The following is a 17,967-nucleotide window of genomic DNA, read 5'->3' on the forward strand; positions in this document are numbered from 1 at the left end:
GCAACTACAAGGGGAATTAATAAACAATAGATGAATTTATTTTCGGGTGTTTAATTATTAACAAAAAGATAGTTGTCATCATTAGGAAAGATTCAAAAAGAGATATTTATAAATAAAGTTATATATTCAAGACTATTTAACTTGGAGGAGAGCGGATGATGAGAAAAAGAAAATTGGAAAAAGTGACAATGGCATTGGTGTTGATGGCTATAGTTGGTGCGACTACGCTGGTATTTTCGGCAAATGAAAACAGTTTGTTGGGAACGAGAAAACGAATTTTGTTGTATGAAGAAAAACCAAGACCGGATATGAGACAAAAAGAAGAACCGATGGATATTGAGATGGTTGAAGAAATAGAATTTCTTGCTCCAATTATGACGGAACAAGGAGAGGCTGTTGTTTTGGCTTTTGGTAATGAGAGAATGTCACAAATAAAATTCGGAATTGAAGAAGAGGTAAATAGTATCACGCTTTCGGATGAAGACACCAAAAGAATTGAAAATCTTGACAAGAAAAATAGCAAGAAGAATATAATCAATTACAAAAAGTTGCTTATGGAATTTGGAGTGTCAATTAAGCAACAAAATGAATTACAAAAATACTTCGATATGAAACGCCAGCCTAATGATGTGTATTTCGCATATGAATATCTTTACAGAAATTACGGAACATTCGATGAGTTGGAAGTGATGCTTCAAGATAGAGAGGAAGGGAAAGCGTGGCAGCAAATTCTTGACGAATATGAAAGCGAAAGTGGTGAATTTGAGCCAATGAATTTTCCAAAGGGTTATTTGGATCAATTAATGAAAGAAAGAGCAATATCTGTGGACGATATTTTAATCGCAGAAAATTTAGCAAGAAAAGTCAGTAAAGATTTGAGTTGCGATATATCTGATAAGAAATCTATAAGTATTAAGTGTGATTCCAATAATCCCACGATTGAGAGGACTGAAACTGGATTAGAGTATTTTGAAAACCTAATTAGTTTAAGAAAGAAAGGGTTACCTTGGAAAGTAATAAAAACGGATTTGGGTGTTATCAATGCCGAAGGAAAGAACCAGAGAATAGAGATAACAGAGAGCGAAATTCTTGAATTATCTTTGAAATATGAAGATCTGACAGAAGAACAGATCATTGAGACAATTATTATGGCTAAAACATTAGATGAAAATATACAGGACATTATTATTGCAAAAAGAGCTAAGAAAAAAGACAATGTGATTTTCTTTGAATATTTGCAAAAAAAATACAAGTAGGCGAAAGGGGAGAAAATGAGAATAATAAATAGATTCATTTCAATAAGCATCATTTGCATTTCAATGCTCTTAGCCTGTAGCTCTATGGGTTTTTCAGATACATTAGCGGAAAATCTAAACAATTTACAGACTCCAAGAGCAATGTACAATACGGAACTTTCAAATTCTTATTATCAGAGCAATCAAACTTCGGAATATGTGGATCCACAGAGTGGAGAACTGGTCATTACACAAACGGACTATGTATTGCCGGGAAGAAATGGGTTGGATTTAGAAATAAAGAGGATGTACAAAAGTAGTGTGGCTAATGGAAATATACCAAGTATAAAAACAACTAACTTAGGTTCTTACGATCATTCAAGGAGTGGAATAACTTTCTATCAAAAATATTATGGTCTTGATCAAGGGTGGCGTTTCTCCTTTCCAATGATCGAGGTAAAGTTTAATAAGTCAGATGATTCTGAGTACATGTTTTATCACTCTGAAAACGGAGCGATTTATGAAATTGATATTAATAAAACAGAGGAAGACGATTTTTACAGTTTTAAAAATAGGACACTTCAAGATTTAGTTATTGAACAAGATGATTCCTATAATAATGGACAAAACAGTAATGAGTCGTTGTCAAAGTATGTAATCCGTCAAAAGGATGGTAAGTCTTTATACTTTTCAGCTAGTGGAAGAATTTTGGGGATCCAGGATAGATATGGGAATACGATTAATTTTAATTATGCGGATATAATATATAGATCACCTCCGCTTTCCCCAGTTAATTATTCTCGTACTTTAATAACAAAAATAACGGATAGTTTAGGTCGAGATATTGTCTTTGATTATCATTTTAATACGGAACAATATTATGTAGATAGAATTAGCATATGCTTGCCAGATTCGACGGATGAAACGTTAGAAGATAATGAAAAAATTTCATATTTACGAGATGATTTTAATCCTAATCCATTAAAAACACATCTTTTTTTTACGACTGTGATTGGACGGGATGGAAATTCAATATATGAGTATAATTATGATTATATTGAGCATGGGTACACATTTTTTAATGGAGATAATTATTCTGCGATTGGTAAATACACTAATTTGAATCAAATTAATTATTCTCGAACAAATCGAATTACTCGTTTTGAGTATGATACATTTGTTAAATCACTTGGGTCAAGTGGTAGCATGGAGTATAGCAAAGTTGTGAAGAAAACTGATTTGGCTCAAACAGGCTGGGATGATAGTCGTTCTGATTACTTTGACAAGTTCCTCTGTACGGTGGAAGATGAAAAGACTTATACATATTGGCATGAGCCCGATGGGTATGGAGTAGCTGGCTATGATGCAACGGATGAAACTTATCTCGCGGATTCGTACAAGTACAGAACAACCATACTGGACTTAGATGGGTCGGAAACACTATATGTGTATAATGGATTGCATGAATTGGTTAGAAAACGCTTTAAAGGTGATGATCATAAAACGGTTATACGGCAAGAATATAATTCTGAAAATCTTCCTGTAAAAACTAGTACCGAAGAATACCATATTGTGAATGGTAATTTATATGGTGATCCTGTAGTAAGTGTTGAGAATTCTGAATATGATATTTATGGCAATCTGTTGTCATACACAGGTCCAATGGCTGATCGTGATCAGAACAAAATGCCGTTGAATGATAACTATACCACATTCTATACTTATGCAACCGACAGGTATCATATGTGCACCTCGAAGCAGTGGAAAATTGATGGGTCCAAGACGCGAAGAACGGAATATTCCATTAATACAGATGGCAATGTGACACAGAAGAAAGATATTCACATTGAAGATGGTGTGGATCAGTCGATTATTTCTGATTATCTGTATGATAGTTATGGCAATCTGACACAAGAAACGGTTGATGGTGCTATTGTCAAGCAGTATGAATATGGAACAGACCTTGACGGTACGGACCATCAAGGGGCTTATTTGACCAAGTCGTATACTATGATTGACGGAGAAGAGGTTTCTCAAAATTTTGTATATAATTTTTATACAGGAAATAGAAAGGCTGTAGTTGATCCAGATGGAAATCGGACCAATTATTTTTATGATGCGTTGGAAAGAATTTCCACCATTGTTTATCCGGACGGATCTCAGAAATCATATGACTATTATGATTTTTGGAACGAAGATAGCTATGTGACGATTTCAGGTGCGAAAGAGCTGCCGCAGATTTACACGTTTGATATCTTTGGAAATATCACATCCGAGCAGATGTTAGCCAATGATGTAATTGAGATCCTTGGCACCTATGAATATGATTCGAATGGTAATCTGTCAAAATATGTTGATGCCAACGGAAGAGAAATGCATTTTTCATACGACAGTAAAGAACGGATCATAGGGAAATCGTGGTGGTCTGATTACAATAGCCAGGAAAAAGCTATTTCTGTGGAGTACTTGACGAATTACCAGGGTACCGTTCCGCTGTTAAAGCGTATAACGGATTCTGAAGGATATACCAGCGAGTATTATTACAACAAGGCGAACAAGTTGTATGAGATCAGAGAAACGGATAACAAGCAAGATTACTATACAATCACACAGAGTTATGATTTTGCAGGGAATCCGACGGTAAACAAGGACAAGAATAATCAATTTTCCTACCTCACATATGATGATCTGGGCAGGCTTGTTGGGCAGCGGGATGCTTTAAACAATGAGACTCAATTTACTTATGATTCATTTGGAAATATGGTTCAAGCTACATATCCAAATAATCAGACTGTTGTATATGAATATGACTTGTTAGGAAGAAGGATCAAGGAAGAACGACCATCGATTGATGGTAGCATAGCAACAACCCGGTTCTTCTATGACAAAATGGGCAATTTGACAAAGAGGGTTCTCCCGAATGAATATGATGTGCTAAGCGACACACCGGAGCTTAGTGATACAATGCTTGGCATTGTATATGAATATGACGTAATGAATCGCAGAATCAAAACAACAGCAGCAGATGACAATGTTTTGGAGTATGTGAAATACGATATCAACGGGAATATTAAAAAGGTCGTTGACGGACTTCGCTATACGGGAGATATTGATTTGTCGCTTGGTACTACATTTACCTATGAATATGGTGACTTTGGTGAGCGCGTGTCACAAATCGAAGATGCCTTGGGGAACACGACCAGTTACACCTATGATTTGAAAGGGCAGCTGAAAAGTGAAACCGATCAGCTGAACAATACAACGCAGTATGAGTATCGCTATGACGGTCTGGTGACAAAGGTCATTTATCCGGATGCTAGCTTCGTAGAATTTGGTTATGACAACATTGGTAACAGAACCTATGAGAAGGACGAAAATGGAAACATTACTGAGATCGAGTACAATGGTTTTGGCCATGTGGAAACAATCACCGATGCATTGAATCAAACGATTGAGTATTCATATGACCCAAATGGGAACCAGACCAGTGTTACAGACCGAAGAGGTATAACTGCACTGTTCAGTTACGATGAGCTTAACCGATTGGTCTTGAAAGAAGTACCAATTGAAAGCAATGGATCAGCGGTGGAGTACAGCACAACGGGGTACGCGTACAACAATATGGGGAACTTGATCCAAGAGACGGTATCAGGAACCATCAATCCGTTGGACAGTCGTGATAGTAATTACACTTATTATGATAATGGGTTGCTTGATATGGTTACAACTAATGCCGGGAAATCGCAGAAGTATTACTATGATGCGAACGGCAATACTATCAAGATGGAGGAATCCATTTCGAATGGCCAGCTTCAGGTCGCGAAAATGGTGTACGACATCAACAACAGGGTGATTAAGAACATTAGGCTTGTAGAGGAAGATTTGATTTATGACAGTGTGATTATCCCGAACGTTGCAAACTTGGTAGACCCGGAGTATGCAGGGAAGATTATGTTGATAAATGGATACCAGTATGACATGGTGGGCAACCTTGTCAAAGAAGTCGATCCGAGGGCTTATGGGTATTTGGATACGGATACGGTCAATAGAGACCGATACACCACAACCTATACCTATGACCCGCTGAACCGCCTTGAGAAAACGAGTATGCTCCTTGATGGACAACCGGTCTATACGCAGAACTTCTATGATGCCAAAGGTAATCTGACATCACAGCTAGATCAAAAAGCGGGTATAGTCACTTACACATATGACGTACGTGATCGACTGGCGACTATGACAGATCAGCTTTTGAATCTGACAACTTATGGATATGATTCGGCAGGAAACCAAGTTTCCATAACCGATGCGCGAAGTCACACCTACACATATGATTATGACGCATTAAACCGGATCATGACAGTTACGGATCCATATGATGATGTGCAGCAGAGAATTGTTTATGACGAGGAAGGCAACATAATCAAGGACATCGATGCAAAGGGATACCTGGATGGCATTACGGATGAGACTAGATTCGGAACCCATTATGAGTACAATATGGCAGGTCTTATGGTAGAAGAGATTGATCCGGTGGTCTTTGACCTGGGAGATCCAACAAAGTTCACTGCAAGGTATCAGTATAACCAGTATGGAGAATTGATCACGGAGACAAACGGAGAAAATGAAACAACAAGCTATCAGTACAACAACGCTGGTAAACTTGTGAGTGTTACAGATGCTTTGAACATCCAGACGATTTATTCCTATGACATGGCTGGGAATATGGTTTCCATGATGGATGGACTGCAAAAGCAGACGTTGTATGGATACGGAGACTTTGGCATTCTGGCAAACGACACAAACCCTGAAGGATTGCAACGAAGCTACGGATATGATTTGGCTTTAAATCTTGTATCCGAGGTGGACCGAAACGGTAACCATATGGCTTATGTTTTTGATCCAAGGAATCTGTTGACATCGAAGTCTGTGGCTGAGACAAATGATCTGGTAACCTGGCAGTATGATGAGCTGGGCAGCCGTGTTGGAATGGCTGACGAGAGTGGAACATATGCGTACAGCTATGATGCCCTTGGGCGACTGCTTAACATTCAGGAATCTGGACAACTGCAGATTGGGTATACCTATGATGCTGTGGGGAATGTAAAAAAAGTGACGGATAAAAATGGTTTAGCTACTACGTATGATTATGATAGCGTGGACAGGATTTATAAAGTGTCGCAAGGTTATAGCAAAATCTCGTATTGGTATGATGATAACAGTAACATTACGAAGATTGAATCTGATTCTAACAGAGTTAATTCCGATTATTCGTATGATAAGAATGACAGAATACTGGAAGTAACCAACAAAAGAGGTGCATACGGGATTATTTCGAGTTACGTTTATTCTTACGACCTTGCTGGTAGAACTGTTTCGAAAACGGATTTATCCGGGCAGACCAGTTATACCTATGATGATGTAGGACGGATAGTTGGTGTTCAGGCACCGGATAAGACTGTGACCTATCAACATGACACTATAGGCAACCGAAGCTTGATGACAGAAACTTATGCGGCACTGCAAGGAACGGGGTATGTTGACGAGGCAACTCAGACTGAGATCCAGTTTATTACTAAAACCAGCCAGTACAGTTATTCAAACGCGAATAAGTTGATGAGCTTGACAGAAGTCTGGAGTGATGGGCAAGGATCCCAAGTGCTACAGGATACAACGGCCTACACGTATGACAACAATGGCAATGAAGTTTCCACCATTTCTGGATGGAGGTCTATGCAAAGTGTGTACGATGGATTCAATCGCCTTGAAAACAAGGCAACAACAAAAGATAGCATAGCAACAACGGTAGGTTTTGTTTATAATGGAGATGACCTACGTGTTGAAAGAACGATAGTCAGCACTGAGGTGGGATTTATTCCCGAGACGACGAAGTTCTTTTATGACCGCCTGAATGTCCTGCTTACAACGGATGAGCTAGGCAATACAAAGGAACGGTTGATCATAGGTAATGGTTATGAAGGTCGGATTGATGACCTGGGGATGATAAGTTTTTTCCATAAAAATGGTCATGGAGATATTGTTCAAACTGTATCAAAGAGTGGTAATGTTCAGAATCAATATGATTATGACATCTTTGGCAATACAACTCTTGAGATTGAGCAATATCCGTTCCAGATTCGATATGCTGGTGAGTATTACGACAAGGATGCAGAATTATATTACTTGCGTGCGCGGCACTACAATCCAAGTACCGGACGGTTTGTATCTGAGGACACGTATCTGGGGGACTATAATCAACCATCAACTCTGAATCTTTATACATATTGCATTAACAATCCTTTGAGTTATGTGGATCCGTCTGGACACAGGATTATGAATCTAACCCAAGGTAGCACGGGCATTGAAGCGGTAGAACAAGTAAATGAGATAAACAGTTCTGCAAGTGAACCAGTAGTGGCTCCGACGGTGCAAGATATAGTTGGGCAAAGTCAGACCACCACTATTGGGGAAATGGCAATTGCAAATGGCTATGCGGAAACTGTAGCGATTGGCACAGGTGGTACAAATAATGATGTATCGGAAGAATACACAAACAGTGATGCATCTGTTGAAACGCCTTCGGGAATATCAACCCAGCAACATACTACAAGTAGCAGCTCTGGAAGCAGACGTCGAAACAATGAAATTGATTCGAGAGGCAAGTTGGAGTTAGACAGTGATTTGAATAACTCAACAAATTCAGGAACAGGAGGACCTGTTTCCGAGGGAGAAAGTCAAAAACGGCCAGTGAACTTCGATAAGATTGGTAAAATTGTTTATGCATCATCAGAAGTAATGCTAGGAGGATTAACAGTTGTTGGATCGGCGGCGTACGCGGCTTCTACTGGAGGAGTTGGTGTTGTTGCAGGAGGGACGGTTGCTGTTGTTCATGGTGTAAACTCCATACTTAACGGTATAAATGATTTTGAACATATGCTTGATGATGACTGGGATGCAATTGGAGATGAAAACTACTTGCGAGATTATTTTTATGAACCAGTTGGAGTTACAGGAGTAAATCTTGTTGGTGATAGCTATGGTCTTGACAGTTCTCAAACGGAATATTATGGTGAAAAGGTAGGAAGTGCTGTATATTATGCAAGTGATATGTTTTTCAGCGTAAAAGGGACAGTAAAAGCCGTTCAGGCATTAAAAAAAGCTGAATGGACACGAGGTAGTTTCAAGGCGATCAGCCTACCAATTCAAATGGAAGAAATAGTTGGTTATAAGACAAACGGGGAGTTGATTGCACATCTGATGAAAGATAGTATAGGATACTATTATAATCTGAAGTCAGCTGCACCAAATTTGATTGAGGGACTGCAGTGATAGAAAGTATGTATTAATTTAGTGATGAGGTGTATTAATGAATAGAGATAATAGAGTGATAATCATTCCAATTATATTTGCATTTTTATTTACTATTGTAGCTGGAATTTATGGAGTTGCAAATGGTACATTTATAGGAATTAAGAGTCTATTTATTCTCTTTGGATGTGTTGGAATTTTCAGTTTTGTAGTTTCTTTATCGATACAAGCGTTAAAGGATATAATTGTTGATTTTTTTGATTCGAATAACAAAGGGAAAATTATTATTGTCTTGATTCTATTAACTTATATTTTAAGAGCGTTGTATCAAATGAGCTTAGCAAAATAGTGCTGAAATTCAAGTATGTGTTTACGTATTGAGTATAGTATAGGTCCGTATAAGCGTGACAAATCATGCATGAGCTTATAGTTGCTGAGTTTGAAAATTTCAAATGTGATTAAATAACGAGAGATATTATAAGAAGAGATAATTAATAAATGGAGGCAAGTTTAATGAAAAAGAGAATTTGCATTTTGTTTCTAGCTTGCTCAATGATATTTGGGATGACCATACCTTCATTTTCATTGACAAGTACAGTTGAGGAAAGTATATTTATTGGAATGGAATTACGAGGAACTATTATAGACTACGATGGTGAAGCGGTGAATAATTGCATGGTTCAACTATTGATGTATGAAGTAATAGAAGAACTGGTTACCGATAAAGTAACGGTTGAAGAGTTGACGGTCGAGGGACCTGCAGTTGAAGAGCCTGCAGTTGAGGAACCAGCGGTTGAAGAACCGGTAGTCGAAGAGCCTGCGGTTAAGGAGCCAGTAGTTGAAGAATCGGCAGTCGAAGAACCGGCAAATCAAGATGCAGTAGTCGAAGAAGCTGCGGTTAAGGAGCCAGTAGTTGAAGAATCGGCAGTCGAAGAACCGGCAAATCAAGATGCAGTAGTCGAAGAAGCTGCGGTTGAGGAGCCAGTAGTCGAAGAACCAGCAGCTGAAGAACCAGCAGCTGAAGAACCAGCAGCTGAAGAACCAGCAGCTGAAGAATCAGCAGCTGAAGAACCAGCAGCTGAAGAACCAGCAGCTGAAGAACCAGCAGCTGAAGAACCAGCAGTTGAAGAACCAGCAGTTGAGGAACCAGTGGTCGAAGAGCCAGCAGCTGAAGAAGCAGCAGTTGAGGAGCCAGCAGTTGAAGAATCGGCAACTGAAGAACCAGTAGTCGAAGAGCCAGTTGTTGAAGAATCGGCAGTCGAAGAGTCAGTAGTCCAGGAACCAGTTGTTGAAGAGTCGGCAGTCGAAGAACTAGCAACTGATAAAGCAGTAGTCGAGGAGCCTGCAGCTGAAGAACCGGTAGTCGAAGAATCGGCAGTTGAGGTACCAGCAGTTGAAGAACCGGCAGCCGAGGAACTGATAGTTGACGAAGCGGTAATCTATGTTGTAGCGGATCCTGAATTACCTGAAGGATGGGTTTGCGTGGCGCAGCAAGAGACTGATTCGGATGGATCCTATGCGTTCGATAACCTTAAAGAAGGGTTGTATCGACTTGAAGTGAAAATTGAAGGTGAGTGGGTTCTGGTATCGGAATACAAGCTTGTTGCTGGTCAGAGTGTTTACAGCGAGTGTATGATCGATGATGGAACGGCCGAATGGATTGAAGACTATGGTGTGCTAACAGATGCCCGAACGGGTGAGCTGGTTTCATATCCTGAGGTGCGGTTCATGGATTTGAGTACGGGTGAGGAGTATTGTTTCATCGGGGATGCAAACGGACGATTTGATTTTCGTATTCCGGCCGGTCATTACATGATCTCAATCGAATATGAGAACTACTACAGTTCAGCCAATGATGTGTGGATTAGAATTGCAGAATAGTAGAATAGAGAAACTGGACCACTTACCAATGATCCAGTTTCTTTTATTTAGTAGGAATTTAATCTTCTTGGTTTGAGTTTTATCGATTGCTCGTCTGTGTTGTGTGCGAAAGGAATTTCTTTATTTTATGTCTGGAGAAAAAATTGTCAGAGTTGGTGGAGTCTACAGTTCATTACATGGACTTCGTCTTATGATATAATATAAGCACGGATCAAGCCCTTGCCGCCAGCGGCTGGGCAATTTTTTTGAAATGAGGATGGTTAAAGATATGTGGAGTGGCATCAAGGGAGTGTTTTGCCTACGAATTGCCAACGGTGCACGAGTTATGATAAATTATTGTAAGTGATATAATAGGAAGAGAAATTTTAGGATTCTTTTTGTAAAGAAATCTAGAGATGAACTACAACGCAGTTATACTCAGCCAATGCGGTCGTTGGAAGTTTATAAAAGACATACAAAATGATAGTAAGACTGATGGAATTGAAGTGTCGGAGAAGGGTTCATTCCGGCTTTTCTTAGATACTAAGACATTGGAGAGGGTTTTATGGAACGAATAAAAACCATGATTATAATTGGACTGTTCGCGATGTCGATATTTCTGTCATCGCAGGTCTTATATACAAGTGGACCATTGATTGGAGAGGAACAAGCGACGCCTGAGGTGTCGTCTTTTGTGCTCTCCAATTTTGTTTTGCCTGAAAGTATGATCCTACATTTTTCAAAGGATTCCCATACAATCTTGTCTGCAACAAAGGAACCGACACTCTGGGCGGCGGGAAAGACACAAATGAAATTGGTGTTGGAATCTGTAGGGACACAGCAAGAAGAGATGGATTGGGCGCTTTTGCGTGAGAAAAAAGCGGAAGAGTCCATCGATTATTTATTTTCTTTTCCTATTTCGACAGATTTATTGTTGCGCACCTATGGAATTGTACCCGACGAGAGCCTGCAATTGCCGGATGCCCTTACAGGAATCTGGATCAGCGGAGAGAATGGCGAGCTTGTGTTGATACATGATAAGTCTGCAATCCGTTTGATACCGGATATTAGATCTAGCGACTTGTCGGCCTTAATTCGCAGGGTAAGGGAAGAAGAATATATCCATTATTATCCCGGCGTTTTGTTAAACGATAAAGCTGAATTTTATCTGCCGATTACCCTTGGTGATGTCTTGCCGAATGTACGGGTGCAATCTGCAGTAGATGTAAATGATTCAGCGTCTTTGGAAAAAATTGCTAAAGGATTCTTTGAAAAGAGCTATCCCTATGCCAGAAGAATTGTTGAGAGCGATTATACCACGATTTTTGTTCAAGGGAATGACACCTTGGTGATATCAGAAGGTGGTTTGTTGGAGTATACCAATACCGCAGTACAGACCAGCCAATCGAGCAGTTTGTTTGAAGGGCTTCAGGTGGCAGGAAAATTTATCGAAGAGCGGGATCAAATCGGAGACCCGGTTTATTTGACTGGAGTTGAAGTCGGAGAGGATCGCGATGGGACGGAAACGTATCAGTTTAGCTTTTCCTATTTTGTTAATGATACACCGGTTCGCTTGAAAAAAGAGATGGAAGAGAGTTGGAATCTTCGCTCGCCTATCGAAGTTTTGGTGAAAAACAATGAGGTAAAAACCTATCGAAGGGTGCTTCGGATTGTTCAACCGGATTTTCAACCTTTACCGCAAGATACATTGGGCCCGCAAGACGTGATTGACCGAAACTTTGACACCATTGTCGCTCGCTATCAGGGTTCCTTGAGAGCCAGGGGTGAAGCAGAACCAGAGAATTATGGTCAAGCTATTTATCAAGCGATCGAGGATGTGAAGCTTTCCTATTTCGATTGCCCCGACCAAAGAATGAATGGTGAAATGGAATTGATGGCAATTTGGGAAGTGTTGATTGATGACTATGCATATTATTTCGATGTGCATACGGGAAATCTTGCTGACGTTGTCGAGAGAGAGGGATAAAGATGGATTGGTCGAAAGCAAAAAACATCTTAATTATTGGGTTTCTTATTACCAATCTCTTGCTATTTGCACTATGGATTCGCGAAGGGGAGCGGACGGTTGATCCTGATGTCAGTGAGGCGTATGTCGCAGCAGTTAAGGAACAATTGAAGGAGAATCATATTCGCTTTACGGGAGAGATGGATACAGACCGCAAGCTTGTAGCACCGGTGGTGGTTCAATTTGTGGAATTAAATGGACCAACTATTGCATACACCCTGTTTGGCAAAGAGTATGCGGTAACAACGGATCCTTATTTTGAAAAATACGAAACAGAAACAGAAACCCTGACTTTTAACTTTGGCAAGGAGTTTTTTTATACGAGTCGAGCAGTGGAAGAGACTTATCCGGATTTGGATGAAAGTCAGGCAGAGGAAATCGCCCTCGCCTTTTTGGGTAAGATGGGAATTGAACGCGATAAGGTGATTCGTACTTATGTGGAAGAAGTGGAATACAGGGAACCCTATACGGGCTACTATTTGAAGCCTTCCAGTTATCAAGTGAAATTTTTGAGTACCGATGGGGAAAATGTGATCGGAGGTAGTTTTTTTGACTTGAGTATAACGAGAGCTGGCGTTGTATTCGCACATGGTTTGGCTCTGGAGGTTGTGCGTGCTTCGGGTGAGACCTTATCATTGCCACGCATGCCGGATGCTATGTTGATTCTGATTGGCACCCAGGATGATCAGTATAAACAGATTATATCCGCCGAGGTAGCGTATAACTTTGATCCCTATAAGAATGACTATTTCTTTGGGGATGTTATCGAGGGGGAAGCCCTGCCGGCCTGGCGATTTCAGTTTAGTGACGGAAGTGTGGAGTATTTAGATCTTTAACAAAGTGTGAATGACCATGCTTTGCTTGAATTATATGCTCAGTTTTATATAATAGAGTCAGTGAGCAATTTAGAGAATAGATATTAGGGGGGAAAGCCGATTTTCGGCATCAAATATGAGTGAAATGTTTGTAATTCGCGGAGGAAAGCCTCTTCATGGGGTGGTGCAAATCAGTGGATTTAAGAATGCGGCGTTGCCCATTATCGCATCCACATTACTATCGAAAGAAACCTGCATTATTGAAAATGTACCCTTGATCAATGATGTATTTACATTGGTTGATATTATGAAAGAAATTGGTGCGGATGCAAATTTGTCCGATGAAGGTGTATTGACTATCAATGCTGGGGCTGTTGAAGAATGCAATGCCATTTTTGATTTGACCAAGAAGCTTCGAGCAAGTTATTATTTGCTAGGGGCAGGTCTTGGCCGTTTCAAAAAGGCTGTTATCAATTATCCAGGAGGATGCAATATTGGCACGCGGCCCATTGATCAGCATATCAAGGGATTTGAAGGCCTAGGCGCCAATGTAACAATTTCTCATGGTACCATCGCCTGCCAAGCAGAGGCTTTAGTTGGCGATCATATTTATATGGATGTGGTGAGTATTGGTGCAACCATTAATGTGATGCTAGCTTCCATTTTGGCAGAAGGAAAAACAATTATTGAGAATCCAGCCAAAGAACCTCATATCGTTGATACAGCTAACTTCTTGAACTCTATGGGTGCCAATGTCAAGGGTGCTGGAACTGATGTGATTCGAATTGAAGGGGTAAAAGCCTTAAAGGGTTGTATCTATACCGTCATTCCTGACCAAATTGAAGCAGGTACGTATATGATTGCTGCTGCTGCAACGGGCGGAGAGGTCTTGGTGAAGAATATTATTCCAAAGCATATGGAGCCGGTTATTGCAAAATTACGGGAAGCCGGTGTTCAAGTGGAGGAATTTGATGAGGCAGTTCGGGTTACTTCAACCGGTAAGCTAAAAGCAATTGATGTAAAGACTTTGCCATATCCGGGCTTTCCAACGGATCTTCAACAGCCTATTACGGTGATGTTGACTCAGGCTGAAGGTACTAGCATGATCACGGAAAATATCTATGAAGGTCGTTTCAAATATATCGATGAGTTGATTAAGATGGGTGCCGAAATCAAGGTGGATCGCCGGGTTGCTGTTGTCATTGGCAATGGACCCTTAAGTGGTGCGAAGATTGAGGCCATGGACTTGCGAGCAGGTGCTGCTTGCGTGATTGCTGGTTTGGTTGCGTCAGACGAGACTCTAATTGAAAACATTTATCACGTGGATCGTGGTTACGAGAAGGTAATTGATAAGCTGCGCGCCTTGGGAGCAGACATCGAAAGAATTTCTTCGGAACCGTCTCAAGAATAGGGAGAATTTATGGCGTTTCGATTTTGTAATTTATTTAGTGGAAGTAGTGGAAACTGCAGTTATTTAGAGGCGGGATCGGGTCGCTATTTGATTGATGCTGGACTTTCTGGTAAGCGGGTTCAAGAGGGACTTGCATCCATCGATGTTGATCCGAAAAGTTTGACGGGGATCTTTGTAACCCATGAGCATCGAGATCACGTTCATGGTGTCGGGGTGTTATCTAGGCGATTTAAGTTGCCGATCTATGCCAATGCCAAGACCTGGCGGGGGATGGAATCAATTATTGGAAAGATAGCTTCGGAAAATCAGCAGATTTTTACGTCGGAAGAACCTTTCGTCCTCGAGGCGTTGAAGGTGGAAGCCTTTTTGGTTCATCATGACGCCTTGGAACCGGTGGGCTATAATTTTTGCTACAAAGGGAAAAAAGTTACTTTGGTGACTGATACCGGTTATGCTTGCCAAAAAATTGAAGATCGAATTCGGGGTGCGAACTTGTATCTAGTGGAGTCAAACCATGATCCAGAAATGCTTCGAATGGGCCCCTATCCTTGGCCGCTAAAGCAGAGGATCAAGGGAAAGTTTGGTCATTTATCCAATGAGGATTGTGGCATGATGATGTCTAGGGTACTGGAGTACCGTGAAGAAATCGTGTTGTTGGGTCACCTGAGCGGGGAAAATAATTTTCCGGAATTGGCCTTTCGAACCGTTGCTGATGTGTTGAGGAGGCAGGGTTTTTCTCCGGAAGAAGATGTGAATTTGCTGATGACTTGGCGTGATCGACGAACCGATGTGTTTACACTTTTGGAGGATGAAGATGGAGCGATGGAGTTGTGAGAAAGATTTGGATGAAGTAATTGATTTGACCGTAGTTGATTGGGAAATCGCACCGAATATTGAATTGGCAGAAAGAGATGAAGTTTGTTTTCTCTGTCAAAAAAAAGCGAAATATCGGCTCTTCTATGAGCCTGTTGAGGAAGGTCTGGAGTAATCCGGGCTTTTTTTAGTTGGAAAAATCCCATCTGCTAGCAGCGGCTAGAAAGAGTTTAAAGGATCTCTTTCTGGGGGGGTATCTGGTTATTTTACGTGAAACACTTTGAAAGAAGCGAGAGAAGCTAGAAGGTTATCCTCTCATTTTAGAAGAGTTGAAATCTGTAGATGGAAGAATATGCATTGCATTTGTGGTGCGATTTTGATATAAATAAAGAAATGAACAATTGGAGGAAAACTAGATGTCACAATGGATTTGGATCGGCATAGCCGCTTTTGTTGTTTATCGAACAGCAAAGGGCGTCTACTTTACAAGAAAGTTCAAACACTTGAGTCCAGAGGAAGCGAAAGAACGATTGGATCGAGAGAAAATATTTTTGTTGGATGTAAGAACCCCTGGGGAGTATAAGAAAAGTCACTTGCCTAAGGCACACCTAATTCCATTTCCTGAACTCCGAAAAAAGAGGAATGAATTGCCAGATCAAGAGAAGACAATTTTTGTATATTGTAAAAGCGGTTCCCGTGCCATGAGAGCTTGCGTTCATTTGGTTAAAATGGGATACAAAGATGTGAATCATATTGGCGGGATTGACCAATGGCCCTATAAAGTCATTAAATCGAAAAAGCATGCATAAAAAACTAGCCTAGGGTGTATTTCACCTTAGGCTGATTTTATTTTACGCTTGTTGGAAAACACGATATGGACAAGACTGCAGACAACGTCCGCAATTGATGCATAAATTTTCATCAATGGTGGGTGCAGCATATCCAGCCTGCTTGATGGCTCCAACGGGGCAGATCCGGGTTGAAGGGCAGGGATGATTTTGCGGGCAACGATTCGCGATTACATTTATTTGCATGAGTATCTCCTTGTATAGTGAACTTGTAGTCAAACTACGAGTTCAAGATTTTTTCTTATATACTGAATATAGTGTTGTGGATTGGTGTGTTCTCCTATAGCTTTGACTATTTTTTTAAGGCTCCAACCACATATCTATGTTCTTTTGTTTATGAGTTAGATAACGCTAGACGTTTTATCTCGGGCAAGGATACATAACATAGAATCATGTGGAACCACAACTCAAATAATGAAAGGATGTGTTTTTATGATTTATGTTGGCATCGATGTTGCCAAAGACAAGCACGATTGCTTTATCGTAAACTCGGATGGTGAAGTTATCAAAGATGTTTTTACTTTCAAGAACAATTTGGAAGGTTTCACGCAGTTTTTCTCTGCGATCCCCGATGTTCCTTTGGACAAAATAAAGGTGGGACTAGAAGCTACTGGTCATTACAGCATTAATCTCACGAATTTCATTAGCAATCATCACCTACCACTAGTAATTCTCAATCCGCTTCAAACCAACCTTTTCAGAAAAGCTCAAACGCTTAGAAAAAGCAAAACGGACAAGATCGATGCTAAACTTATCGCTTTAATGTTGCAAACGGGTAACTTCGAATCCCACACAAATTTATCATATCATCTGGCAGAATTAAAGTCACTCACTCGACATAAATCTAGAATTAAAGAAAATCTCTCCAAGTATAAAATTTCACTGGTACGAATGACAGATATTATGTTTCCAGAACTTGCTTCGGTTGTTTATTCGATCAATCAAACGTCGACCTATGCGATTCTAAGAGCTTTCCCGTCTACACAAGCGATTGCTTCTGCTCACCTTACCAAACTCACAACCCTACTGCATCATGCGTCTCATGGCAAATATGGCAAAATTAAGGCACTTGAAATCCGACAAGCTGCGAGAATATCCATTGGCTCTGAGAGCCGTGCACTCAGCTTTGAACTCATCCAGATCGTGCACTTTATCGAATACTACAAGCAAGAAATTGCTCAGATTGATAAAGAGATCAAATCTATCATGGATGAATTGGAAAGCCCGATCCTGAGCTTCCCAGGTATCTCTTATGGATTGGGATCTGTCATCCTAGCTGAGGTTGGCGATATTCGAAGATTCTCTTCTCCAGCTAAGCTGCTAGCCTTTGCTGGTCTGGAGCCCTCCACTCATGAATCAGGAAAATTTGTGGGATCGAACATGAGAATGGTAAAACGCGGGTCACCATATTTGCGATGGGCACTTCTTGAAGCTGCTAGACTCGTTGCTATGAGAGACCAAACTTTTAAAGACTATTATCAGAAAAAGAAAGCTGAAGGTAAGCATCATTATGTTGCTCTGTCTCATGTCGCAAAAAAACTTGTCCGTGTTCTTTACCACATTTTAGTCAATAATCTAACTTTTCAACCTCAAATTTAGTTATACCCATCGTCAATCTCATCCAGGAGTAGTTTGCTACTTCTAATTTGGT

12 protein-coding genes are annotated in these 17,967 nt (G+C 40.4%); 11 read left to right on the forward strand and 1 reads right to left on the reverse strand.

The window, feature by feature from the left end; translation table 11 throughout:
* Positions 1–155: 155 nt before the first annotated feature.
* The 10 genes from AC25CA_RS00780 (at position 156) to AC25CA_RS00825 (ending at position 16,277) form a co-directional block, all read left to right on the forward strand.
* Positions 156–1,256, forward strand: a complete 1,101-nt coding sequence (locus AC25CA_RS00780) for a hypothetical protein (RefSeq protein ID WP_486815132.1) — start codon at positions 156–158, stop codon at positions 1,254–1,256.
* 15 nt (positions 1,257–1,271) lie between these two features.
* Complete coding sequence (locus tag AC25CA_RS00785; RefSeq protein WP_486815133.1) at positions 1,272–8,564, forward strand: RHS repeat-associated core domain-containing protein; 7,293 nt, start codon at positions 1,272–1,274, stop codon at positions 8,562–8,564.
* 37 nt (positions 8,565–8,601) lie between these two features.
* Positions 8,602–8,892: a hypothetical protein gene (locus AC25CA_RS00790; protein WP_486815134.1), complete on the forward strand. Its 291-nt coding sequence runs from the start codon at positions 8,602–8,604 to the stop codon at positions 8,890–8,892.
* A gap of 164 nt (positions 8,893–9,056) precedes the next feature.
* On the forward strand, positions 9,057–10,424 hold the full coding sequence (locus tag AC25CA_RS00795; RefSeq protein ID WP_486815135.1) for a carboxypeptidase-like regulatory domain-containing protein: 1,368 nt from the start codon (positions 9,057–9,059) through the stop codon (positions 10,422–10,424).
* A 544-nt stretch (positions 10,425–10,968) separates the two neighbouring features.
* Positions 10,969–12,390, forward strand: coding sequence for a hypothetical protein (locus tag AC25CA_RS00800; protein WP_486815136.1), 1,422 nt, complete (start codon positions 10,969–10,971; stop codon positions 12,388–12,390).
* Between the two features lie 2 nt (positions 12,391–12,392).
* Positions 12,393–13,265 (forward strand): two-component system regulatory protein YycI, encoded by an 873-nt coding sequence (locus tag AC25CA_RS00805; protein ID WP_486815137.1) that lies wholly within the window; start codon positions 12,393–12,395, stop codon positions 13,263–13,265.
* A gap of 124 nt (positions 13,266–13,389) precedes the next feature.
* Positions 13,390–14,655: a UDP-N-acetylglucosamine 1-carboxyvinyltransferase gene (murA, locus tag AC25CA_RS00810; RefSeq protein WP_486815138.1), complete on the forward strand. Its 1,266-nt coding sequence runs from the start codon at positions 13,390–13,392 to the stop codon at positions 14,653–14,655.
* Between the two features lie 9 nt (positions 14,656–14,664).
* Positions 14,665–15,489, forward strand: a complete 825-nt coding sequence (locus AC25CA_RS00815) for an MBL fold metallo-hydrolase (protein ID WP_486815139.1) — start codon at positions 14,665–14,667, stop codon at positions 15,487–15,489.
* Positions 15,470–15,643, forward strand: coding sequence for a CxxH/CxxC protein (locus tag AC25CA_RS00820; protein ID WP_486815140.1), 174 nt, complete (start codon positions 15,470–15,472; stop codon positions 15,641–15,643). The genes AC25CA_RS00815 and AC25CA_RS00820 overlap by 20 nt, the downstream gene beginning before the upstream one ends.
* Before the next feature lie 241 nt (positions 15,644–15,884).
* Positions 15,885–16,277: a rhodanese-like domain-containing protein gene (locus tag AC25CA_RS00825; protein ID WP_486815141.1), complete on the forward strand. Its 393-nt coding sequence runs from the start codon at positions 15,885–15,887 to the stop codon at positions 16,275–16,277.
* Positions 16,278–16,319: 42 nt separating this feature from the next.
* Here the strand turns inward: AC25CA_RS00825 and AC25CA_RS00830 are convergent, their stop codons facing one another.
* Positions 16,320–16,502 carry a 4Fe-4S binding protein gene (locus AC25CA_RS00830; protein WP_486815142.1) on the reverse strand — a complete coding sequence of 61 codons (183 nt, stop codon included), beginning with the start codon at positions 16,500–16,502 and terminating at the stop codon, positions 16,320–16,322.
* Between the two features lie 246 nt (positions 16,503–16,748).
* On the opposite strand from AC25CA_RS00830, the gene AC25CA_RS00835 reads away from it, so the two are divergent.
* Positions 16,749–17,915 carry an IS110 family RNA-guided transposase gene (locus AC25CA_RS00835; RefSeq protein WP_486814187.1) on the forward strand — a complete coding sequence of 389 codons (1,167 nt, stop codon included), beginning with the start codon at positions 16,749–16,751 and terminating at the stop codon, positions 17,913–17,915.
* Positions 17,916–17,967: the final 52 nt, after the last annotated feature.

It is taken from the genome of Gottschalkiaceae bacterium SANA (assembly GCA_036323355.1).
GTDB lineage: Bacteria > Bacillota > Clostridia > Tissierellales > GPF-1 > GPF-1.